General features: G+C 63.2%; 21 protein-coding genes. 11 read left to right on the top strand and 10 right to left on the bottom strand.

Annotated features, from left to right (window positions below; translation table 11 throughout):
* Positions 1–142 precede the first annotated feature (142 nt).
* Positions 143–1,630: an ATP-binding protein gene (locus AC56QX_RS04860; RefSeq protein WP_497113985.1), complete on the bottom strand. Its 1,488-nt coding sequence runs from the start codon at positions 1,628–1,630 to the stop codon at positions 143–145.
* A 280-nt stretch (positions 1,631–1,910) separates the two neighbouring features.
* Between AC56QX_RS04860 and rpmH the strand changes: the two genes are divergently transcribed.
* The 4 genes from rpmH to AC56QX_RS04840 all read left to right on the top strand — a co-directional run bounded on the left by rpmH (position 1,911) and on the right by AC56QX_RS04840 (position 4,988).
* Positions 1,911–2,045 carry a 50S ribosomal protein L34 gene (gene rpmH, locus AC56QX_RS04855; protein ID WP_008833937.1) on the top strand — a complete coding sequence of 45 codons (135 nt, stop codon included), beginning with the start codon at positions 1,911–1,913 and terminating at the stop codon, positions 2,043–2,045.
* Positions 2,046–2,059: 14 nt separating this feature from the next.
* Positions 2,060–2,413 carry a ribonuclease P protein component gene (gene rnpA, locus AC56QX_RS04850; RefSeq protein ID WP_027040889.1) on the top strand — a complete coding sequence of 118 codons (354 nt, stop codon included), beginning with the start codon at positions 2,060–2,062 and terminating at the stop codon, positions 2,411–2,413.
* 14 nt (positions 2,414–2,427) lie between these two features.
* Positions 2,428–4,233: a membrane protein insertase YidC gene (yidC, locus tag AC56QX_RS04845; protein ID WP_497113982.1), complete on the top strand. Its 1,806-nt coding sequence runs from the start codon at positions 2,428–2,430 to the stop codon at positions 4,231–4,233.
* 194 nt (positions 4,234–4,427) lie between these two features.
* The gene (locus AC56QX_RS04840) at positions 4,428–4,988 is read left to right on the top strand and encodes a fasciclin domain-containing protein (RefSeq protein ID WP_477442159.1); all 561 of its coding nucleotides are present in this window, start codon (positions 4,428–4,430) and stop codon (positions 4,986–4,988) included.
* 196 nt (positions 4,989–5,184) lie between these two features.
* On the opposite strand, the gene AC56QX_RS04835 is transcribed toward AC56QX_RS04840, so the two are convergent.
* The 3 genes from AC56QX_RS04835 to AC56QX_RS04825 are packed head-to-tail and all read right to left on the bottom strand — an operon-like array spanning position 5,185 to position 8,481.
* Positions 5,185–6,732, bottom strand: coding sequence for a DHA2 family efflux MFS transporter permease subunit (locus tag AC56QX_RS04835; protein WP_497113980.1), 1,548 nt, complete (start codon positions 6,730–6,732; stop codon positions 5,185–5,187).
* On the bottom strand, positions 6,729–8,024 hold the full coding sequence (locus AC56QX_RS04830) for an HlyD family secretion protein (RefSeq protein WP_497113978.1): 1,296 nt from the start codon (positions 8,022–8,024) through the stop codon (positions 6,729–6,731). Before AC56QX_RS04830 ends, AC56QX_RS04835 begins: the two co-directional genes overlap by 4 nt.
* Positions 8,017–8,481, bottom strand: a complete 465-nt coding sequence (locus AC56QX_RS04825; RefSeq protein ID WP_497113976.1) for a MarR family winged helix-turn-helix transcriptional regulator — start codon at positions 8,479–8,481, stop codon at positions 8,017–8,019. The genes AC56QX_RS04830 and AC56QX_RS04825 overlap by 8 nt, the downstream gene beginning before the upstream one ends.
* 176 nt (positions 8,482–8,657) lie before the next feature.
* On the opposite strand from AC56QX_RS04825, the gene AC56QX_RS04820 reads away from it, so the two are divergent.
* From AC56QX_RS04820 to yihA, 3 genes are all read left to right on the top strand, one after another.
* A complete protein-coding gene (locus tag AC56QX_RS04820) occupies positions 8,658–8,972 on the top strand; it encodes a hypothetical protein (RefSeq protein WP_497113974.1) in 315 nt (104 codons plus the stop codon).
* A gap of 122 nt (positions 8,973–9,094) precedes the next feature.
* Complete coding sequence (locus AC56QX_RS04815) at positions 9,095–9,733, top strand: CatB-related O-acetyltransferase (RefSeq protein ID WP_497113972.1); 639 nt, start codon at positions 9,095–9,097, stop codon at positions 9,731–9,733.
* Complete coding sequence (gene yihA, locus AC56QX_RS04810) at positions 9,730–10,389, top strand: ribosome biogenesis GTP-binding protein YihA/YsxC (RefSeq protein WP_032937353.1); 660 nt, start codon at positions 9,730–9,732, stop codon at positions 10,387–10,389. The genes AC56QX_RS04815 and yihA overlap by 4 nt, the downstream gene beginning before the upstream one ends.
* 121 nt (positions 10,390–10,510) lie before the next feature.
* Here yihA and AC56QX_RS04805 read toward each other — a convergent pair whose 3' ends face one another.
* The gene (locus tag AC56QX_RS04805; RefSeq protein WP_497113969.1) at positions 10,511–11,251 is read right to left on the bottom strand and encodes a TetR/AcrR family transcriptional regulator; all 741 of its coding nucleotides are present in this window, start codon (positions 11,249–11,251) and stop codon (positions 10,511–10,513) included.
* Positions 11,252–11,378: 127 nt separating this feature from the next.
* On the opposite strand from AC56QX_RS04805, the gene AC56QX_RS04800 reads away from it, so the two are divergent.
* Both AC56QX_RS04800 and AC56QX_RS04795 read left to right on the top strand, forming a co-directional pair.
* Positions 11,379–12,566: an HlyD family secretion protein gene (locus tag AC56QX_RS04800; protein WP_497113967.1), complete on the top strand. Its 1,188-nt coding sequence runs from the start codon at positions 11,379–11,381 to the stop codon at positions 12,564–12,566.
* Between the two features lie 72 nt (positions 12,567–12,638).
* Entirely contained in the window at positions 12,639–14,234 is a 1,596-nt protein-coding gene (locus tag AC56QX_RS04795) for a DHA2 family efflux MFS transporter permease subunit (RefSeq protein WP_497113965.1), read from the top strand.
* A 117-nt stretch (positions 14,235–14,351) separates the two neighbouring features.
* On the opposite strand, the gene msrB is transcribed toward AC56QX_RS04795, so the two are convergent.
* The 4 genes from msrB to AC56QX_RS04775 form a co-directional block, all read right to left on the bottom strand.
* On the bottom strand, positions 14,352–14,855 hold the full coding sequence (gene msrB / locus AC56QX_RS04790; RefSeq protein ID WP_497113963.1) for a peptide-methionine (R)-S-oxide reductase MsrB: 504 nt from the start codon (positions 14,853–14,855) through the stop codon (positions 14,352–14,354).
* Between the two features lie 225 nt (positions 14,856–15,080).
* Positions 15,081–15,638 (bottom strand): fasciclin domain-containing protein, encoded by a 558-nt coding sequence (locus AC56QX_RS04785; protein ID WP_497113961.1) that lies wholly within the window; start codon positions 15,636–15,638, stop codon positions 15,081–15,083.
* A 225-nt stretch (positions 15,639–15,863) separates the two neighbouring features.
* Complete coding sequence (locus AC56QX_RS04780) at positions 15,864–16,586, bottom strand: anti-sigma factor (RefSeq protein ID WP_497113959.1); 723 nt, start codon at positions 16,584–16,586, stop codon at positions 15,864–15,866.
* Positions 16,583–17,122 carry a sigma-70 family RNA polymerase sigma factor gene (locus tag AC56QX_RS04775; protein WP_095203779.1) on the bottom strand — a complete coding sequence of 180 codons (540 nt, stop codon included), beginning with the start codon at positions 17,120–17,122 and terminating at the stop codon, positions 16,583–16,585. The genes AC56QX_RS04780 and AC56QX_RS04775 overlap by 4 nt, the downstream gene beginning before the upstream one ends.
* A 138-nt stretch (positions 17,123–17,260) precedes the next feature.
* On the opposite strand from AC56QX_RS04775, the gene AC56QX_RS04770 reads away from it, so the two are divergent.
* On the top strand, positions 17,261–18,757 hold the full coding sequence (locus AC56QX_RS04770) for an amidase (RefSeq protein ID WP_497113957.1): 1,497 nt from the start codon (positions 17,261–17,263) through the stop codon (positions 18,755–18,757).
* A 161-nt stretch (positions 18,758–18,918) separates the two neighbouring features.
* Positions 18,919–19,812 (top strand): acetylglutamate kinase, encoded by an 894-nt coding sequence (gene argB, locus AC56QX_RS04765; RefSeq protein ID WP_497113955.1) that lies wholly within the window; start codon positions 18,919–18,921, stop codon positions 19,810–19,812.
* A gap of 7 nt (positions 19,813–19,819) precedes the next feature.
* Here argB and bchE read toward each other — a convergent pair whose 3' ends face one another.
* On the bottom strand, positions 19,820–21,385 hold the full coding sequence (gene bchE / locus AC56QX_RS04760) for a magnesium-protoporphyrin IX monomethyl ester anaerobic oxidative cyclase (protein WP_497113953.1): 1,566 nt from the start codon (positions 21,383–21,385) through the stop codon (positions 19,820–19,822).
* Positions 21,386–21,400: the final 15 nt, after the last annotated feature.

Raw genomic sequence — 21,400 nt, 5'->3', positions numbered from 1 at the left:
CGATGACAGCCCCGATCCCAAGGCTTTGAAGCTGCCAGGGAGCCGGCTCGATTTCAGGCTGAGAGGGGAAGTCTCGGGGAAGGCTACGGAAAAGCGGCAGGTCTTGAAGGGCAACAGCCTCAGGAAACAGCGGTCAGGCCGTTTACGCCGGGCGGCGCAGGCTGCCGCGGGCCTGGTCGAGCCGCACCGGCTGGTCGGGGATGGTGACCGCGAAAGTGGTGCGCCCGCCAATCGACTCGACCAGTTCCACTGTGCCGCCATGCGCGCGGATCAACTCGTGCGCGATCGCCAGGCCAAGGCCGGTGCCGCCGCTGCGCGCCGAGCCGCGAAATGCCGCGAACAGGTTTTCGCGCGCCTTCGGCGGCAGGCCGGGGCCGGTGTCGGTGACGGCGATGCGGCTGACGCTGCCCAGGCGCACGGCCGATACGGCGAGCCGCCGCACCACGGCGGTCTCGGTGTCCGCCGCCATTGCCTGCACCGAGTTGCGGCACAGATTGGTGAGCACCCGGAACAATTGGTCGGAATCGGCGTCCACCTCGAAAGCCGCCTCGACGGCATTGATGAACTCGATGCCCTCTTCGATGTCGAGCAGGCCGTGGACGTCTTCGACCAGCTGGCGCAGCCGCACCCGGCGGCGCGAAGGCGGCGGCTCCTGTGTGCGGCCATAGTGAAGCACCCCTTCCGAATAGGAGACGGCACGGTCGAGCGCGCGCAAAAGCTTCGGCGCGAAGGCCTGCACGGTCGGATCCCTGACCTGGCGCAGGCGGTCCGACATCAGCTGTGCCGAAGCCAGGATGTTGCGCATGTCGTGATTGATCTTCGAGACGGCCAGGCCGAGATCGGCAAGGTGCTTCTGCTCGGAGAGCATTTTTTGCAGCCGCTCCTGCATCTGCGACAGCTCGCGTTCGGCAACGCCGATCTCGTCGGCGCGGGCGGCGGGATGGATGATGCGCCCGGGGTCGTCGGGGGCTTCGGAGAAGGACAGCATCGAGCGCGTCATGGTGCGGATCGGCCCGATCATGATCAGGTCGATCGCGGCATAGACCAACATGGCCGTGAACAGCGAGATCAGTAGCGAGACGAAGGCGACGTTGCGCGAATAGATGAGCATCGCCTTGCGCAGCGAATAGTCCGGCATGATCAGCTCGAACTCCTTGTCGCTGTCGCCGACCGGCCCGAAAACACGCAGCATCCGGTCGCCGCCGAAGAACAGCGTGTCGAGCGCGCCGGTCATGCCCTTGACCATGCCGACACTGGCGAGGTCGATATGCTCGTCGACCTGCGGCGGCATGTCGGCCACCACCAGAAGCCGCGAGACGCCGCCATCGCGCACCGCGATCGCCTTGGCGCCGATCGCCATCAGCACATCATTCTGGGCCGTGCGCGACAAGGAAGTGGACTCGCCCTGTACCAGCACGATCGACACGGCGGCGGCCGTGCTCAGCCGCTCCTTGAGCCAGCTCAGCCGGTAGCTGGCGATCCAGGGCAGGAAGATGAGCACTTCGGCCAGAAGCACGAAAACGATGGTCAGGAGCAGCAGTTTTGTCGACAGGCCGCGCGACAGCGGCACGCTGCGGACGGCGGCGGGCGCCGTGCCGATCCCTTCCCCCGCTTGGCTGATTTCGCTCATGCGACTCTGTCTTCACAATCACTTGATCAGCCAAGATTAGGTCATTACGGCATTTTTGCCAATTTCATCCTTTGGCTGGAACATTAAATTACCGTCATAAAGCCTGCATCCTTGGCGCGACGACCCCGGATTGACTTCCAAAACCCTTCTTTCTATAAGCCCGCTCACGCTCGGGCCATTCGTCCCGGCGCGGTTTCGATCGCGCCAAGCCGGCCTGGCAAAGCTCCTGTTACAAAGTGACAGAATCAAGAAGGGCCGCAACTCCGCGGTATTAAAACAAATGAAGCGTACCTACCAACCGTCCAAACTCGTCCGCAAACGTCGGCACGGCTTCCGTGCCCGCATGGCCACCAAGGGTGGTCGTGGCGTCGTCGCAGCTCGCCGCAACCGCGGCCGCAAGCGGCTCAGCGCCTAAGCGAGACGATATCGTTGCCCGCAACCGGCAAGCCAGTGGGGCAAAATCCCAAGCGGCTTCTGAAACGCGCGGAATTCCTGGCCGTCCGTCGTGGTGAAAAGCGACGCGGACGGTTTTTCCTCGTCGAGGTCCTGGACCGCGGCGATGGCGGCGTGCCGCGCGTCGGCTACACCGTCACCAAGAAGGTCGGCAACGCTGTTGTGCGCAACCGCGTCAGGCGGCGGCTGAAAGAAGCCGTCCGCGTCCATGCCGCAGATGACATGGTGCCCGGCAATGATTATGTCATCGTCGGGCGCGATGACGCACTGCGCGCCCCGTTCGGCCAGTTGAAGGCCGAACTCTCCCGCCGACTTCGCGGAACACGATAGGCCAAGGGCTCTCGATGGAAAACAACCGGAACTTCTTCATCACCATCGCGCTGTCGGTGCTGATCCTGACTTTGTGGCAGGTTTTCTACATGAACCCGCGCGTCGAGCAGCAGCGCGAGGCCGCCAAGATCGAGCAGCAGCGCGTGGAGGAGCAGAAGAAGGCGGCCGAAGCGGCCAATCCGGGTGCTGCAACACCGGCGCCGGGCACCATTCCCAGCGCGCCCGGCGGTGATGCCGTCACCGCGGCCAGCCGCGACCAGGCGCTTGCCGCATCGAAGCGCGTCAAGATCGACACGCCGAGCCTCGAGGGCTCGATCAACCTGACCGGCGCGCGCCTCGACGACCTCAAGCTCAAGCACTACACGGAAACTGTCGACAAGAATTCGCCCGAGATCGAGCTGCTCAACCCGCAGGCGCTGCCCACCGGCTATTTCGCCGAGATCGGCTTCGTCGGCAACGACAAGACCGGTGCGGTGCCGGGCGCGGAAACGGCTTGGAGTGTCGACGGCAATCCGACGCTTACCCCGTCGACGCCGGTGACGCTCACCTACACCAACGACAAGGGCCTGACCTTCAAGCGCACGTTCTCCGTCGACGCCAACTACATGTTCACGGTGTCGGACACGGTGCAGAATTCCGGCTCGAGCGCGGTTTCGCTGTTCAATTACGGCCGCGTCACCCGCTACGACAAGCCGGCCGTCGCCAGCACCTATGTGCTGCATGAAGGCCTGATCGGCGTCACCGGCACCGAGGGTCTGGCCGAATACAAATACGCCAAGATCGAGTCTGAAAAGCAGGTCACGCCAGGCAAGTCGACCGACGGCTGGCTCGGCATCACCGACAAATACTGGGCCGTCACGCTGGTGCCGACCGAAAAGCAGCCTTTCCAGCCGCGCTATGCCTTTTTCGAGGATGGCCGCCACCGCTACCAGTCCGACTTCCTCACCGATGCGATCAATGTCGATGCCGGCCAGTCCGCGACCGTCGAGACAGAGATCTTCGCCGGCGCCAAGGAAGTCGCCAAGATCAACGCCTACGAGGCGGACCGTCATATTCGCCAGTTCAATCTGGTGATCGACTGGGGCTGGTTCTATTTCATCACCAAGCCGATGTTCTGGCTGATCGACACGCTCTACAAACTCTTCGGCAATTTCGGCCTGGCGATCCTCGCCACCACCGTCATCGTCAAGGCCCTGTTCTTCCCGCTCGCCAACAAGTCCTACGCGTCGATGGCGAACATGAAGAAGGTGCAGCCCAAGATGCTCGAGATCCGCGAGAAATACGCGGACGACAAGATGAAGCAGCAGCAGGCCATGATGGAGCTGTACAAGACCGAGAAGATCAATCCGCTTGCCGGCTGCTGGCCCGTGGCGCTGCAAATCCCGGTCTTCTTCTCGCTCTACAAGGTGCTCTACATCACCATCGAGATGCGCCACGCGCCGTTCTTCGGCTGGATCCAGGATCTGGCCGCGCCCGATCCGACTTCGATCTTCAACCTGTTCGGCCTGGTTCCGATCACACTGCCGCATATGCTGATGATCGGCGTGTGGCCGCTGATCATGGGTGTCACCATGTTCCTGCAGATGCGCATGAACCCGACGCCGCCGGACCCGACACAGGCCGCGATCTTCACCTGGATGCCGATCATCTTCACCTTCATGATGGCGGGTTTCCCAGCCGGTCTCGTCATCTACTGGGCCTGGAACAACTCGCTGTCGATCCTCCAGCAGGGCGTCATCATGAAGCGCCAGGGCGCCAAGATCGAACTGTGGGACAATCTGGTCGCGCTGTTTCGAAAGAAACCGTCGCCGGCGGAGTAGCCGCCCTTCTTCTGCAAAGGCGGAATAGAAGTTCTCTCGTCGCGAAGAGCCCGGTTCGTCCGGGCTTTTTCTTTGCGCGGATAGTCGTTCACGTTCCCGTGATCGACGAAACTGCCAGCCGCCGCGAGGCGTGACTGCGTGTGCATTTCCAAAGGCTATCAATTCCGATCAGCCCTCACCCGGAGGAAGACCACATGCGCTTGCCGTCATTCAGGACCATCGCCTTTTCCGCACTCGTCGCCGGCGTGGCGATTGCCGCGCCCGCCTACGCCAAGAACCCGAATGTCGGCGGCGCGCCGATGTACACCACCAAGAACATCGTCGAGAACGCCGTCAATTCGAAGGACCACACGACGCTGGTCGCCGCCGTCAAGGCCGCCGGCCTGGTCGACACCTTGCAGGGCGCCGGCCCGTTCACCGTCTTTGCGCCCACCAACGAAGCTTTCGCCGCGTTGCCGGCCGGCACCGTCGACACGCTGCTCAAGCCCGAGAACAAGGACAAGCTCACCAAGGTGCTGACCGCGCATGTCGTGGCCGGCAAGATCTCGGGCGCCGAGATGATGAAGAAGGCCAAGGCGATGGGCGGCAAATACGAGATGAAGACCGTCTCGGGCGACACCCTCACCGCCGAGGTCAAGAAGGGCAAGCTCTACATCATGGACGAGTCCGGCGGCGAGGCGAAGGTGACGATCGCCGACGTCAACCAGTCGAACGGCGTCATCCACGTCGTCAACAAGGTGCTGTTGCCGAAGTAACGGCTTCCGGCGAAAGGGGGCAATGGCAGCTCGTTGGGCTTTCTCGGCCTGCCATCCCCGCCTCATGGCGAGGTCCATGTTTCCTGGGGAAGCCGTATCGGCGAGGCCGGGGTCCTGTGGTCCCTCACAGGACCCCGGTTTCTTTTGAGGGACAGGTGCGTGTCCGGTCCGGCCGCATCAGCGGTCCGGACAAACATCACTCCATCACGGCGCTGTGGTCGACCTTGGCCGGCGTTCCCGGCTTGCGCAGCAGGAGCACCAGCGGGATGGCGGCCAGCGACAGGATCATCATCAGCTTGAAGTCGTTCATATAGCTGATAACAGTCGCCTGCAGCGTCACCACCCCGTCGAGTGCTGCGCGACCGGCGGCGGTGTAGGGGTTCATCGCTTGCGCGATCGCCGGATTGCCGAACGCCTGGTTGAAGGGCGTCACATAGGTGGCGATGTTGGCATGGTTGATCTGCACGTTCTGCGTCAAGAGTGCGGTGACCACCGATATGCCGACGCTGGAGCCGATGTTGCGCGACAGATTGTAGAGCCCGGTGCCTTCGGCGCGCCGCTCCGGCGCCAGCGTGGCGAAGGTGATGGTGGTCAGCGGCACGAACAGGAAACCTAGGCCCGCGCCCTGGATGAAGCCGGTGCTGATGATCGTCCATTGCGAGACGTCAGGGGTCCAGCCCGTCATGTCGTACATCGCCCAGGCGGTGACCAGCAGGCCGGTCAGCAGCAGCCATCGCGTATCCACCTTGCCGATCAGCCTGCCGACCAGGAACATGCACGCCATCGTGCCAAGGCCGCGCGGGCCCATGACGATGCCGGCCGTCACCACGGGATAGCCCATCAGCGTCTGCAGATAGGGCGTCATCAGCGCCAGCGAGGCGAGATAGGTGATGCCGATGATGAAGATGAAGATCATGCCGACCGCGAAATTCCTGTCGAGGAAAAGGCGCGGATTCACGAAGGTGTTTTTGGCAGTGAAGATGTGGACGAGGAAGATATAGAAGGCCGATGCGCAGATCAGCGCCTCGACGATGATCTCGGAGGACGAGAACCAGTTGAGCTGTTCGCCGCGGTCGAGAAACATCTGCAGCGCCGCGATGGTGATGCTGAGCATGCCGAAACCCAGCCAGTCCAGCCTTGCCTTAATGTCCAGCTTGGTTTCCAGGACGAACAGGGAGACGCCGGCGAAAGCCAGCGCGCCGATCGGCACGTTGATGTAGAACACCCAACGCCAGCTGATGTTTTCGGTCAGCCAGCCGCCGATGACCGGCCCGAGCACCGGTCCGACCATGACGGAAATGCCGAACAGCGCCATCGCCGAGCCACGCTCTTCCACGCTGTAGATATCGAGCAGGATGCTCTGCGACAGCGGCACCAGCGCCGCGCCGAAAAAGCCCTGCAGCAGGCGGAAACCAACGATCTGCGGCAGAGACTGGGCGAAACCGCACAGCACAGAGGCTACCACGAAGCCGGTGATCGAGGTCAAAAGGATGCGCTTGCGGCCAAAACGATTGGCGAGGTAGCCCGAAGGCGGCGTCATCACCGCCGCCGCGACGATGTAGGAGGTCAGCACCCAGTTGATCTGGTCGGCGCTGGCCGAAACGCTGCCCTGGATATAGGGCAGCGCCACATTGGCGATGGTCGTGTCCAGCGCCTGCATGATGACGGCCAGGATCACGCAGGCAGTGATGGCGCCGCGATTGGCGACCACCGGCGTGGCACCTGTCGCGGCTGCGCTGGTCATGACTTTTGTCCGAAGCGGTTCAGGAGGTTGGTGACGAAGTCCGGCAGGCCGCGCGCATGGCCCGTCTCGACATCGACCACGACGCTCATCCCGCCACGCAGCGGCGGCTTGCCCTGGGGATCATCGACCGTCACGCGCATCGGGATGCGTTGCACGACCTTGACCCAGTTGCCGGTGGTGTTCTGCGCCGGCAGCAGCGAGAAGCTCGACGACGAGGCCGGGCTGATCGAGGCGACGGTGCCGTGCCACACGGCGCCCGGATAGGTGTCGACGCTGATCGTCGCCGTCTGTCCCGGCCGCACATAGGTCAGTTCGGTTTCCTTCGGCTCCGCCTCGATCCACAGATCGGTCGACGAAATCAGGCTGAAGGCCGGCTGCGAAGCCGGCAGATACTTGCCGACCTGAAGCGCGTCGACATTGGTGACGACACCGTCGAACGGCGCCTTGACCACGGAATCGCCGAGGTTGCGCTGCGCATCGTCGACGCCCGACTGGGCCTGCAGGTAGAACGGGTTCTTTTCCACCGGCTGGTCGGGATCGCCGCCCAGCTGGGCAAGCATGGCTTGCGCCTGCGCTTTGGCGACGAACACTTTCTGGCGCGCGGCGACGAGGTCGTGCTGGGCGCTGTCGAAAGTCGCCTTGGAGGCTGTCGAGGTCTTGAGCAGGTCCTGCTGCCGCTGGAAGGCGGCCTCGTAATAGGGAATGTCGGCCTGCGCCTGTTCGATCTGCACCAGCGATTGCTGGTAGCTCGCCTGCAAGGTCAGCACCTGGTTGCGCACGGTCCCGAGCTGCGCCTGGGCGGCGGCGAGAGCCGTTTCGAAGGAGGCCGGCCGCAGGCGAAAGAGCACGTCGCCCTTCTTCACCGCCTGGTTCTCGTGCACGTCTATTTCCTGCACGGTGCCGGAGACGTCGGTGGAAACGCCGAGCGACTGCGCCTGGATGTAGGCATTGTCCGTCGACATCACCTGGCCGCCGGTCACGTAGTAATAGCCGCCAACCACCAATGCGACCGGAAGCAGGGCAAAAAGCACCGGCCGCGTCACGCTGCGCTTCGGCTTGACCGCGGCGGCCGCAGGAGGAGCAAAGGCGGCAGGCGCCTGCTGCGGCTCCTTGGTAGGAGCCTCGAGTGCCGCCGGCTCCAGCGCAACCGGCGCTTCGAGCTCGTCATTGTCGATGACGACATTGGCGCGCCTCTGTTCGCGTTCGCTGTCGAGCCGGATGATCTGGTCGCCGGTGCGACCCGTTGAAGGGTCGTCTTCGGCAGGCTTCTTGGGGGATGTTGATTCAGCCATGTACTTTCTCCCGGTCGACGGCTGGCTGGGTGCAAGCCGCGAGCAGATTGGATTTGATCAACCTTGGGGTTTGCAGCAGATGCTGCTGTGCATCGGACGAAAGGCCAGTGAAGGCTTCGTCCCGTGTTTTCTGGCCGTTGCGGCGCATGATCTCGAGCAGTGGGTGAGCCTGCGGGGTCAGGTAAAGCAGCGAGGCCCTGCGATCGGCGGGGTTGGGCTGGCGCTCGATAAAGCCGCGTGCCTCCATCTTGTCCAGCAGCCGCGCAAGCGTGATCGGCATGATCTCGATGAGGTCGCCCAGTCTGTCCTGGTGGATGCCTTCATGCAGGCTGAGATAGGCCAGCACCTGCCATTGGGCGCGGGTCGGCCCCGACGTGCGCGAACGCTGCTCAAACCGCTTTCGAAGCAGGCGCGCGACGTCGTGCAGCACGAAGCTGATATTGGGCGAGGAGGACATGGGAGGTGATCAGGATCTAGCGACAAGCTTTCGTGAGCATGCTTATTATCATCATGCACATAATCCTGCTGGACGGCGCGCGCAAGACGGGCTAAGCCGCCAAAAAGAGGAAATTGCATGGGCCACGACACCGAAGACGCGCCTAGCGGGGGCAATTTCCCGGCGAGGATTTGACGATGAATTGGATCAAGATCGCAGCTGTCGCGGCTCTCCTGGGTTGCCCCGGTAACGCGTTTGCAAACGAGGCGGTCAGCTGCGGTGGCGCCGCCATGCTCGGTGGCGCGCAGTTGAACTGCAGCCACGTCAAACCCGCGGCACCGCCGCAATTCTGCACCTTTAGCTGGGATCTCCACACCACGTCGGGCGATCAGAAAGTCGTCGAAGGCAGCTTCCTGCTGCCGCCCGGAGCCTCGGACGTCACCGTCTACCAGGCCAGCGGTTTCGACAGTGCGCTGTCCAATCCGATCGTCATCTGCCGTGGCAACAAATAAGCTTGTCGCTAAGGGAAGACTCGCTCCCCAGCCGATTGGTGCTATAGGGCGGATCACGTTATTTTGACCAGGCGCGCTCCGGTTGCGGATGCGCCTGTCTGCCAATTCCCGGACGAACCGAAATGGACGGACCCAACCGCGGCATCAAGCACCCGATCCCGATGCACACGCGCGTCGGCTTCCTGAAGCCGCTGGTGACGGAGCCGAATATCGAGATCGGCGACTTCACCTATTATGACGACCCGGACGGGCCGGACAAATTCGCGCAGAAATGCGTGCTGCACCACTATCCCTTCATCGGCGACAAGCTCATCATCGGCAAGTTCTGCGCCATCGCCGAAGGCGCGCGCTTCATCATGAACGGCGCCAACCACGCCATGTCCGGCTTTTCGACCTATCCGTTCAACATTTTCGGCCATGGCTGGGAAAAGGGCTTTGACCCGGCGACATGGTCGAAGGAGGTACGCGGTGACACGGTGGTCGGCAGCGATGTCTGGATCGGCATGGAGGCGGTGATCCTGCCCGGCGTGGAAATCGGCCATGGCGCCATCATCGCCGCCAAATCCGTGGTGACGCATAATGTGCCGCCCTATGCGATCGTCGCCGGTAACGCGGCGAAGATGGTGAAGTTGCGTTTCGACGACAGGACGATCCGGCGGCTGCTGGCTTTGGCATGGTGGGACTGGCCGGCGGACAAGATCGGCCGCAATCTGGACGCCATCAGGGGCGCCGATATCTCTCTTCTGGAGGCAGCAGCTTGAACGCTCTGAACAGCACCGTGATCACCACCGACCTTTTCACGCGGGGATGGATCTTCATCCGTGGCGTGCCGGCCATGAAATTCCTGCCGCCGGAAGGGCCGCCGGAAATCGCCTTTGCCGGCCGCTCCAATGTCGGCAAGTCGTCGCTGATCAACGCCCTGGTCAACCAGAAGGGGCTGGCGCGCACCTCCAACACGCCCGGGCGCACGCAGGAGCTCAACTATTTCGTGCCGGATGGATTTTCGGGCGAGGGCGCCGACCTGCCACCAATGGCGCTGGTCGACATGCCGGGCTACGGCTACGCCACCGCGCCCAAGGAGAAGGTCGACGAGTGGACCAAGCTGGTCTTCGACTATCTCAAGGGCCGCGTGACCCTGAAGCGCGTCTATGTGCTGATCGATGCCCGCCACGGCATCAAGGCCAAGGACGACGAGGTGCTGTCGCTGCTCGACAAGGCGGCGGTGTCCTACCAGATCGTGCTGACCAAGACCGACAAGATCAAGGCCGCCGGCGTGCCGCGGCTGATCGAGGAGACGCTGGCCAAGATCAAGAAGCGCCCGGCGGCATTTCCGTTCGTCCTGGCGACGTCATCGGAAAAGGGCGAGGGGCTGGAGGAATTGCACGCCGCAATCGTGCTGGCCGCCAATGGCGGCTAGAGCAATTCCAGGAAAAGTGTGAAACGGTTTTCCCGGGAAAAGCGCATAGCGCTTTCCCTTGGGAATTGCGTCAAAACAGGAGATAGAGCGGTTCGCCGTTTCCGTGAAACGGTGAACGACTCTAAGCCTTTGCCTCCAGGGCAATCATCGCGTGGCTTTCTTCCTCGGCAAGCGCTTTGGTGCCGTAGGCCGTCAGGAACATGCTGACGCCCGACCTGACGATGTGGTCTATCTCATCCTGGCTCGGGGCCTTGGTACGGTAGGCGAATATGCACTGCCGGAAGAGGCCGGCCAGGCACAGGTCGGTAAACTGATAGGCGGCCAGATCGACGTCATCGATCCGCAAAAGGCCACGCTCGATGGCGGCGTTGAAAAATTCCATCGTCTTGTCATGGCCGCGTTTGGGGCCGCGTTCATAAAACCGCGCGCCAAGCTCGGGCATCCGGTCGGTAACACCGATCACTGTGCGCTGCGCCTGGATGACTTTGGCCGACGTGATCTTCAGGGCAAGCACCTTGCCGTACTTCACCAGCGTCTCACGCAGATCGTCAGCGTTGTCCAGCAGGTCATACATGTTCTTGAAGATGGTGCCGCGCTCTTCCTCGATCAGCGCTTCGAACAGCTCTTCCTTGTTGGCGAAGTAGACATAGATCGTGCCTTTGGAGACACCGGCCTCGCGCGTGATGTCATTCATGGAGGCGGCTTCGAAGCCTTTCTCGATGAAGACACGGCGGGCACCTTCGATGATCTGGCTGCGCTTGGCCGGATCCTGCCCTGCGGCAGGGCGGCCGCGGCGGATGCTGTCGAGCAAATCGCAGGGGTCTCTGGTCAGGGTTTCGGCATTGGGTAAGGTTTCGGCCATAGGGTGACACCTCGAAAATAATTCGAACCAACCGGTTCGATTGCCTCTTGATATGGTCCTCTTTTCACGCTATGTCAACGGCCGGATCGAACCGAACGGTTCAGTATTATTACTTTAGAGAGATGTCATGTCCTCGAACGCGCCCACCACTGCCGAAGTCCGCCCTTTCCCCAACGCCAAGGTCGCGCCGGCGACCGAAGTTCCGGAAATTCCCGTCCAGCCGGTCGCACCGCCGCTTGCGGCTGAGGCTCCGGCCAAGAAGAAGCGCTCGGTGCGTTCCTTCCTGCTGCCGATCATCGGCCTTGCCCTGCTCACCGGCGGCGCCTGGTACGGTTACGACTACTGGACCACGGGCCGCTTCATGATCTCGACCGACGACGCCTATGTCCAGGCCGATATGGCGTTCGTCTCGCCCAAGATTTCCGGCTACGTCGACCAGGTCAAGGTGAGCGAAAACCAGTTGGTCAAGGCCGGCGACCCGCTGCTGACGATCGACGATGGCGACTACAAGATTGCCGTCGCCCAGGCCGAGGCGCAGATTGCCACGCTGGCGAAGACGCTCGACCGTATCGACGCGCAGACCAAGGCCGCCCAGGCCTCGCTGCAGCAGGCCCAGGCACAGAAGGTCGCCGACCAGGCCGCGGCCGACAATGCCGCCCGTGGTCAGCAGCGCGCCGCACAGCTGGTCAAGACGCATGTCGGCACGCAGGCGCAGCTCGACGACGCGCAGACCGCGCTCGACCAGGCCAATGCCGCTCTGGTTGGGGCCGATGCCCAGATCGCCGCCGCACAGGCCAATATCGGCGTGTTCGAGGCACAGCGCGCCGAATCGGCAAGCACGCTCGCCTCCTTGCAGCTTAGCCGCGACAAGGCCACGCGCGACCTGTCCTTCACCGTGCTCAAGGCGCCCTATGACGGCGTCGTTGGCAACCGTTCGGTCGAGCAGGGCGACCTCGTCAGCCCCGGCCAGAAGCTCGCCGTCGTCGTGCCGATGGACAAGCTCTACGTCGTCGCCAACTTCAAGGAGACGCAGCTTGCCCGGCTGGTTCCCGGCGAAAAGGTCAACATCTCGGTCGACGCCATCGACGGCCATCCCATCCAGGGAACAGTCTCGTCGCTGGCGCCGGCTTCAGGGGCGGTCTTCTCGCTGTTGCCGCCGGAAAATGCCACCGGCAACTTCACCAAGGTGGTGCAGCGCGTCCCGGTCCGCATCGACGTCCCGGCCGATGCCCTGAAGACCGGCAAGCTGCGCGCTGGCCTCAGCGTCATCGTCAACGTCGACAGCCGCACCGCACCTGCCGCGACGACCAACTAAGCGCTTTCGGAGGGCGGCTCGGTGGCTGATTGAGCACCGCGCCGCCCGGCCTGCCTCAAGGAGGCCCATGCAATGGCAACCGCAACAATCACCGCAGGAGCGCCGCCGGCACAGCCGGCTGTTCCTGATACCATCTCGACGCGGCGCGTCATCGCCTTCCTGGCGATGGTGTTCGGTATGTTCATGGCGATCCTGGACATCCAGATCGTCTCGGCCTCGCTTTCCGAGATCCAGGCGGGCCTCAGCGCCAGCTCCGATGAAATTCCGTGGGTGCAGACAGCCTACCTGATCGCCGAGGTGGTGATGATCCCGCTGTCGGGCTTCCTCAGCCGCATGCTGTCGACGCGGGTGCTGTTCACCATCGCCGCCGCCGGCTTCACCGCGGCCAGCGCGCTGGCCGCGACCGCCACCAATATCGACCAGATGATCGTCTACCGCGCCGTCCAAGGCTTCATCGGCGGCGGCATGATCCCGAGCGTCTTTGCCGCGGCCTTCACCATCTTTCCGCCCTCGCGCCGCGCCATCGTCTCGCCGATGATCGGCCTGGTGGCGACGCTGGCGCCGACCATCGGGCCGACCGTCGGCGGCTATATCAGTCACGCTTTTTCATGGCACTGGCTGTTCCTGGTCAATGTCGTGCCGGGCATCCTGGTGGCGACCGCCGCCTGGTCACTGATCGATTTCGACAAGCCCAATCTCAAGCTGTTCAACAAGTTCGACTGGTGGGGCCTCGCCGGCATGGCGGCGCTCCTCGGCTGCATGGAATATGTGCTGGAAGAGGGTCCGAACAATGACTGGCTGCAGGACCAGGGGGTGTTCATCTGTGCCATCGTCATGACCGTCGGGGCGGTGATCTTCTTCTGGCGTGTCTTCACCGCTGAGGAGCCGATCGTCGACCTGAGAGCCTTCAGCAACATCAACTTCGCCTTCGGCTCGCTGTTTTCCTTCGTCATCGGCATCGGCCTCTACGGCCTGACCTACCTCTATCCGGTCTTCCTCGGCCGCATCCGTGGTTACGATTCGATGATGATCGGCGAAGCGCTGTTCGTCAGCGGCCTGGCTATGTTCATTACCGCGCCGATCTCCGGCATTCTGTCGAGCAAGATGGATTTGCGGCTGATGATGATGATCGGCTTCTTCGGCTTCGCCACCGGCACATGGTGGATGACGCATCTGACAGCCGACTGGGATTTCTATGAGCTGCTGATCCCGCAGATCCTGCGCGGCTGTTCGATGATGCTGTGCATGGTGCCGATCAACAACATCGCGCTCGGCACCTTGCCGCCAGACCGACTGAAGAATGCGTCCGGCCTGTTCAATCTCACCCGCAACCTCGGCGGTGCCGTCGGCCTTGCCCTTATCAACACCGTGCTGATCGACCGCAATGCCTTTCACTATGCAAGGCTCGCCGAGCATGTGCAGTGGGGCAGTGCTGCCGCGCAGACCAAGCTGCAGAACATGACGCTCAATTTCGAGCAGGTCACGGGTCTCGATGCCACCAGTGCCGCGATCTCCAAGCTGTCGGGCATGGTTCAGCAGCAGGCGGCGCTGCTGTCCTTCATGGATGTGTTCTACATGCTGACGGTGCTGTTCGCGACGCTCGGCCTGTTCACCATGCTGATCAACAAGCCGGCCGCGCCAGGTGGCGGCGGAGGCGGCGGGCACTGACAGAAGAACCATACGCGGCGGTTTCGGGAAGCTCCTCCAGTCCACGCCCGAAAAGATCCGACCGCGCAAAAAAACTCCGGGCCGCAAGACCCGGAGTTTTTTGCTTTATAGCTGGGTTCAAGCCGTGGCGGGCTTGAAGGTCAGCGCCACGCCGTTGATGCAATGGCGCAGGCCGGTCGGCGCCGGGCCATCGTCGAAGACATGGCCGAGATGGCCGCCGCAGCGGCGGCAATGCACCTCGGTGCGGGTCATGCCGAGCGACCTGTCCTCGGTCTTGCCGATGCCATTGGCGATCTCCTGCCAGAAGCTCGGCCAGCCGGTGCCGGAATCGAACTTCGTCTCCGAGGGATAGACCGGCAGGTCGCAGCCGGCGCAGGCGAAAATACCCTTGCGGTGTTCGTTGAGCAGCGGGCTGGTGCCTGGATATTCGGTGCCTTCCTTGCGCAGCACGTCGAAGGCGGCCGGCGACAGGATGGCTTTCCATTCATCGTCGGTCTTGGTGACCTCGAATTTTTCGGCGGCCTGTGCGGGCTGCGGGCTGCCCATGCGCAGCATGGTTGCCGCGGCCCCGACCACGCCGAGGACGGCGGCACCGCTCAAAAGAAGATCGCGACGGTTCATGACCAGTTCCTCCTGTCGTTTCTTTGCCAAACTATACCGCCACGCGAAAATCAAAAAGCCGGTGACGGTTCCCCTCAACGACACTCCGCGCCGGTCCACGGTTGACCGTGGGCGGCGCGGAGCACGCGTGTCGTTTGCAGGTCACGGCAGCGAGACTATGCAATCGACGGAGGGCTCTTGCTGCAGGTTCGTCGCGGCAAGCCCTTTGTTACATTTTCGCGCCGATCACATCTTCGGGAGCAAAACCTTGTCGATGACGTGGATGACGCCGTTGGACTGTTCGACGTCGGCGATCGTCACGTTGGCGACGTTGCCGTTCTCATCGGTGACGGTGACCTTGCCGCCCTCGGCCTTCAGCGACAGTTCGCAACCGCCGACGGTCTTGACCTTGTGCGTGCCGCCGTCAGCCTTGGCCATCGAGGCGACGTCCGCCCCCATCGCCTTGGCGCCGATGACGTGGCAGGCCAGGATCTTGGTCAACTTGTCCTTGTTCTCGGGCTTGAGCAGCGTGTCGACCGTGCCGGCCGGAAGTGCCGCGAAGGCCTCGTTGGTCGGCGCGAACACGGTGAACGGCCCGGCGCCCTGCAAGGTCTCGACAAGGCCGGCAGCCTTGACCGCGGCGACCAGCGTCGTGTGGTCCTTCGAATTGACGGCGTTCTCCACGATGTTCTTGTTGGCAAACATGGCGGCGCCGCCGACCATCGGGTTTTCGGCATAGGCAGCGGTGGCGAGCGCGGAAACGGCAATCGTACCGGCGAGCAAAAGGGTGGTGAATTTACGCATGATGTCAAAACTCCTCGGGTTTTCTCTTCCCATTTCTGGGGACGCGAGGAGATACGGAACACAAACGCGCGAGTTTCAGAATATTTTCGGATTTTTAAATTTACCGCTCGGCGAAGAGATTTATCGTGTGCAACGGTCTGCCGGCTCACATGCCTATTTAGACATGCGTGATACAAGATAGATTGAAATTATTCTGGTGTCGGTTCCGCGGCAAGAAGAAGCGGCTCAGATGCTCTTCAGGTCGCCCGCGGCCACCACCGGTCCGGTCGGCTGCCCCGTCGGCGAACCGCCGGCAGGCTCAAGACTGACGGCCAGCACCGCGCCCTGGGCGAGCTTCTGCTGGGTGGCGGGCGAGACCCCGATATGCGCGGTCGCACCGGCCGGGATGACGCCCATCGAGACCGGGGCGTTCTTGCCCTCGATCATCCAAAGTTCGAAGTCCTTGCCGGAAGCCAGCGTGCCGGAAACATGCGAAAGGCTGACCTCATGCCGCTCGGAATCATAGACGGCGAGATATTTTACGTCGCTGCCGTCGGCGGCCAGCGAGGCGACAAGCCGCGCCTGCGGTTGTTCTGCGGGCCGATTGACGTAGGGCACGGCGACATAGAGAGCCAGAGCGGCAACAGCCGCCACGGCAAGGCCGCGCCAGAAGGCAAGACTGGACCAGAAGCCGGCGCCTGCCTCGGCTGATGTGGCCGCGGTCGATGCAAACAGCCGGCGATCGACGGCCACCTTCACTGAAGGCGGCGGCTCGACCTCAAGATAGGCGGCGGCCAGCGGCGAAAGGTGAACCTCCCAGCCATCGACGAGCCGCGCGAAATCGGTCTCGGTGTCGATGCGCCTGGTCGCGATCTGCCGCTCTTCCACCGGCAGAACGCCGAGAACGTATTCGGCGGCGAACAGGTCGTCGCCCCCACGTTCCGGTCCATTGTCCTCTGCCAGTGTCATCTTTCCAGACATTCTCTGAGTTTCATCAGGCTGCGGCGCAGCCAGGTACGCATCGTGTTCAGCGGCACGCCGTGGCGCTCCGCCAGTTCGGCATAGCTTTCGCCCTTGAGATAAGCGCCCCGGACGGCCGCCGCCCGGTCTTTCTCCAGCTCTTCGAGACAATGATGGATGCGCTCGGATTCGTCGCCCGCCACCACCATCGCTTCAGGTCCCGGTGCCGGATCGGCCACGTCGAGCGCGGCATCGATATCGGCGGCAGGCTTACGCCGCGCCCTGACGCGATCGATCGCGTGGTTGCGTGCGATTGCCACCAGCCAGGAGATCGGGCTCAGATCGGAGACAGCAAAACGATCCGCCTTCGTCCATATCTTGACGAAGACCTCTTGCAGCGCTTCTTCCGCATCTCCCCGGTCGTTCAATACACGAAGGCAGACGCCGAAAAGTTTCGCGCTGGTCTGCCGGTACAGCAGATCGAACGCAGCCCGATCCTTCATCGAAGTCCGGACGATCAGCTTGGTGATGTCCTGCGGCGTCATGCGGGTCAAATTAGGCGATTACGCTGTATTTGCAACGTCGGAAATATTCCATGCACCTAAAGTTCCGGCCTCCGGGCGCAGGCTTCGATTGCCAAGGGAATCGCCGCTGGCTAGCTTGGCGGGAGTGGGAGAGCGCTGATGTCGGTCGAACGGATCCTGTGGGAAGAAGACGCGACCGGCCTCGCCGGTCTGGTGCGCAAGGGCGAGTTGTCGGCGATCGAACTGACCGAAGCGGCGATCGCGCGCGCCGAGGCCACGCGGCCTGAAATCAATGCCGCGGCGGAGCCGCTCTATGACGCTGCACGGGCGCGGGCGAAATCCGTCGACCGCTCGCTGCCGCTGGCCGGTGTGCCCTTTGCCATCAAGGATCTCGGCATCGCCATCAAGGGCGTGCCGTCGCATGGCGGTAGCCGCATTCCCGCCTCGGTGCCCGACGTCAATTCGGTGATGACCGAGCGCTATCTCGCTGCCGGACTGATCCCGATCGTCACCTCGACATCGCCGGAACACGGGCTGCGGCTGATGACCGAATCCAAGGCTTTCGGCATCACCCGCAATCCCTGGAACACCGGCCACACCAGCGGCGGCTCGTCGGGTGGTGCGGCAGCCCTGGTCGCCGCCGGCGTCGTGCCGGTGGCGCATGCCTCGGATGGCGGCGGTTCGATCCGGGTGCCTTCCGCCTGCACCGGGCTTGTCGGCCTCAAGACCTCGCGCGGCCGCATCCCGCTGACGCCGCTGGTCAGCGAGAGCTGGTACGGCATGGTGGTCGATCACGCCGTCACCCGCTCGGTGCGCGATTGCGCATTGCTGCTCGACCTCACCCACGGTCCCGACGCCTTGTCGCCCTATGCGGCACATCAGCCGAAGGGCACATTCGCCGCCGCCGCGGCGCGCGATCCCGGCAAGCTCCGGCTGGCCGTGTACCGCAAGTCGCCGCTTGGCCTGCCGATCTCGGCCGAGACAATGAAAGCGCTGGACACGGCGGTGGCGCTTGCGCGCGAGGGCGGCCACACGGTCGAGGACATCGACCTGCCCTTCATCGGCCGTGATTTCTTTGCCGACTTCTGCAGGACGGTTGCATCCGCCGTTGCCGGCACGCTGCGGGCGGAAGCGTTGCGCGTCGGCCGTTCCGTTACCGGCGACATCGAGCGTGCCACGCGCGTGCTTGGCCGGCTGGGTGAAATGGTTTCGGCCGGCGAGATCTATGCCGGCCTGCAGCGGCTGCATGCCGCCTCGCGGCGGATGATCGAGGAAACCGCGCAGTATGATGCCGTGCTGATGCCTGTTATCGCGCATCCGCCGCTCGCCTGCGGCGCCATGGATCCGAAAGGCGCCGATGAGCTGATCGAAAACCTGCTCGACAAGCTTCACCTGACGCCCTTGCTCAAGCTGAAGCCACTGTTCGGCCAGCTGATGGACAAGAGCCTTTTTTTCACCCATTGGCCGGCGATCCACAATGTCAGCGGCCAGCCGTCGATCGCGCTGCCCGTTCATGTCACCGACGCAGGCCTGCCGCTCGGCATACAGGCCGCCGGCCGCCCGGGCGACGAGGAGACGCTTTTGTCCTTCGCCGCGCAGATGGAGAAAATCTCGGGTTGGCTGAAACGGCGGGCGCCGCTAATGGTGCCGTCATGATGACGAGGCCGTGAACTCGGCGAATATGACAGCAATGCCATTTGCCCCCCGCGTCAATTCCCGCTAAGACGCCGCCGTCCTTTCCAAGTGTATGTCGCCCAAAAGTGCCCAGCGGTTTTGGGACAACGACATGCACAAATCAAAAGCCGGGAACCACGCCGATGACGGAGATAACCGCCACCGCCGAAATGCAGGCCGCCCTGCTTTCACGGGCGCTGCCCTACATGCAGCGCTACGAACACAAGACCGTCGTGGTGAAATATGGCGGCCACGCCATGGGCGACCTCGAGCTAGGCAAGGCCTTCGCCCGCGACATCGCGCTGCTCAAGCAATCCGGCGTCAACCCGATCGTCGTCCATGGCGGCGGCCCGCAGATCGGCGCCATGCTGGCCAAGATGGGCATCGAATCCAAATTCGAAGGCGGTCTGCGCGTCACCGACCAGAAGACGGTCGAGATCGTCGAAATGGTGCTGGCCGGCTCGATCAACAAGGAGATCGTCGCGCTGATCAACGCCGAGGGCGAATGGGCGATCGGCCTGTGCGGCAAGGACGGCAACATGGTGTTCGCCGAAAAGGCGCGCAAGACCATGATCGACCCCGATTCCAACATCGAGCGGGTGCTCGATCTCGGCTTCGTCGGCGAGCCGGTCGAGGTCGACCGCACGCTGCTCGACCTTCTGGCACGCTCCGAGATGATCCCGGTGCTGGCGCCAGTGGCGCCCGGCCGCGACGGCCACACCTACAACATCAATGCCGACACGTTTGCAGGAGCCATTGCCGGCGCTTGCCAGGCAACACGCCTTTTGTTCCTCACCGACGTGCCCGGCGTGCTCGATAAGAACAAGAAGCTGATCGACGAGCTGACCGTTGCCGAGGCCAAGGCGCTGATCAAGGACGGCACGGTGTCGGGCGGCATGATCCCCAAGGTCGAAACCTGCATCGAGGCGATCGAGCGCGGCGTCGAGGGCGTCGTCATCCTCAACGGCAAGACGCCGCATGCGGTGCTGCTCGAACTCTTCACCGAACACGGCGCCGGCACGCTGATCGTGCCGTAGTCGATTGTCAGCCGGCTAATCGTTTTGCTGGCAGCTCGTGACTTGTGACGACAGAGGACGCCGGCTTTCGTGCCGGGCGTTGAACGATCATCGATTCCTCCTCGGCGTCCTGCGGCGCACCCCAGAATTCGGCAAGTGTTGGGCCGTCTTTCACCCTGATATCGCGGGCCAGAAAGCCCCAGACCTCGCGGAACCAGACCCGGCGGCCCATTTTGGTGTACCAGCGCATCGAATGCCGCTGCTCGGGATCGGGGTGGAACAGGATGCGCGCCAGCGCCTTCGGTCGCGATTGCACGGCGACCTCGATCAGCTTGACGCTGAAGAACAGCATCCAGGGCTTCAGCCGGGTCATCTGCAGGACCTGGTGCTTGTAGTCCCACAGCCGGGCATCTTTTTGGATGACCTTGCGGTCGCGGGCGATGCGGAAGAACGGTGTCCAGCGATGCGGCGTCACGTAAAGCGCCTGGATCTGGTCGGGGTCATAGGCGATGAGCTGGCGAAAGCCGCGCCACAGGTCGCGAAAGCCCTCATCCTCGAAGCCCGCTACCCAGGTCGCCATCGACAATATGCCGTGCTTGCGCAGCAGCCTGATCGCCTCGCGGTCGGATGAGGTGCTGCCGCCCTTGCGGATCAATTGCAGCGTCTGTTCGTCGGTGTTTTCCATGCCGAGCAGCCAGCGGATGACGCCCGCCTTGCGGTAGAGATGCAGGATGTCGGCATCGCGCACGATGTCGTCGGCGCGGGTCGAGCCGACGATCAGCACCGGCACATTCTCGGCGATCAGGGCGTCGAGAAAGGCGCGCCAGGCCTTCTTCGAAACTGTCGGGTTCTCGTCGGCGAGGTTGATCAGCTCGACACCATGCTCGCGGTGCAGCCAGGCGATTTCCTGCGCGAATTTTTTGGGATCGCGATGCCGCCAGCGGGTCCAGAAACCGCGCTGGCCGCAATAGTTGCACAGATGCGGGCAGCCGCGCGAAAATTGCATGACCACCGCGCGCTTGCCGCCCCAGTAGCTGTATCTGCTGTGGTCGATCAGCTCCCAGCCGACGCGGTAGGCGTCGAGCTCGGCAATGGTCATAGCCGCCTGCGTGGCGAAGGGGCGGCGCAGGTCGTCGCGAAAGGCGATGCCGGCGACGCTCGCCGCCGGTTGGTGCATTTCCAGCGCCTCGACCAGCGCCACGACGGTCGCCTCGCCTTCGCCGCGCACGATGAAGTCGAAGACGTCGGTAGCGGCGAGGATGTCGCGCCAGTGATAGGTCGGGAAAACGCCGCCATAGATGATGATGGTCGCCGGTTCTTGCTCCTTGATCATCCCGGCGATCAGCAAGGCGGTCGGGTGCGCCGAGGTCGAACCGGAATGGCCGATCAGGACGAAATCCGGAAAGTCGTCCAATGCGTCGCGCACGACCCTGTCGAGCGGCATCGGCCCAAACTCGGCATCGACCAGCCGCACGTCGTGGCCGGCATCGATCAGCGGGCCGCCGATCGCCAGCAGGCCAAGCGGCGGCAGATGATCGTCCGGCACGCGGCTGCCGATGGCGGTGTGCTGTGGATTGATCAGGACGATTTTCATGGCGGACCTCATGGG

This window comes from Mesorhizobium sp. RCAM 06353 (assembly GCF_059683585.1).
Note: the sequence above shows the minus strand (reverse complement) of the source record. Positions and strands in the feature narration are given on the sequence as shown.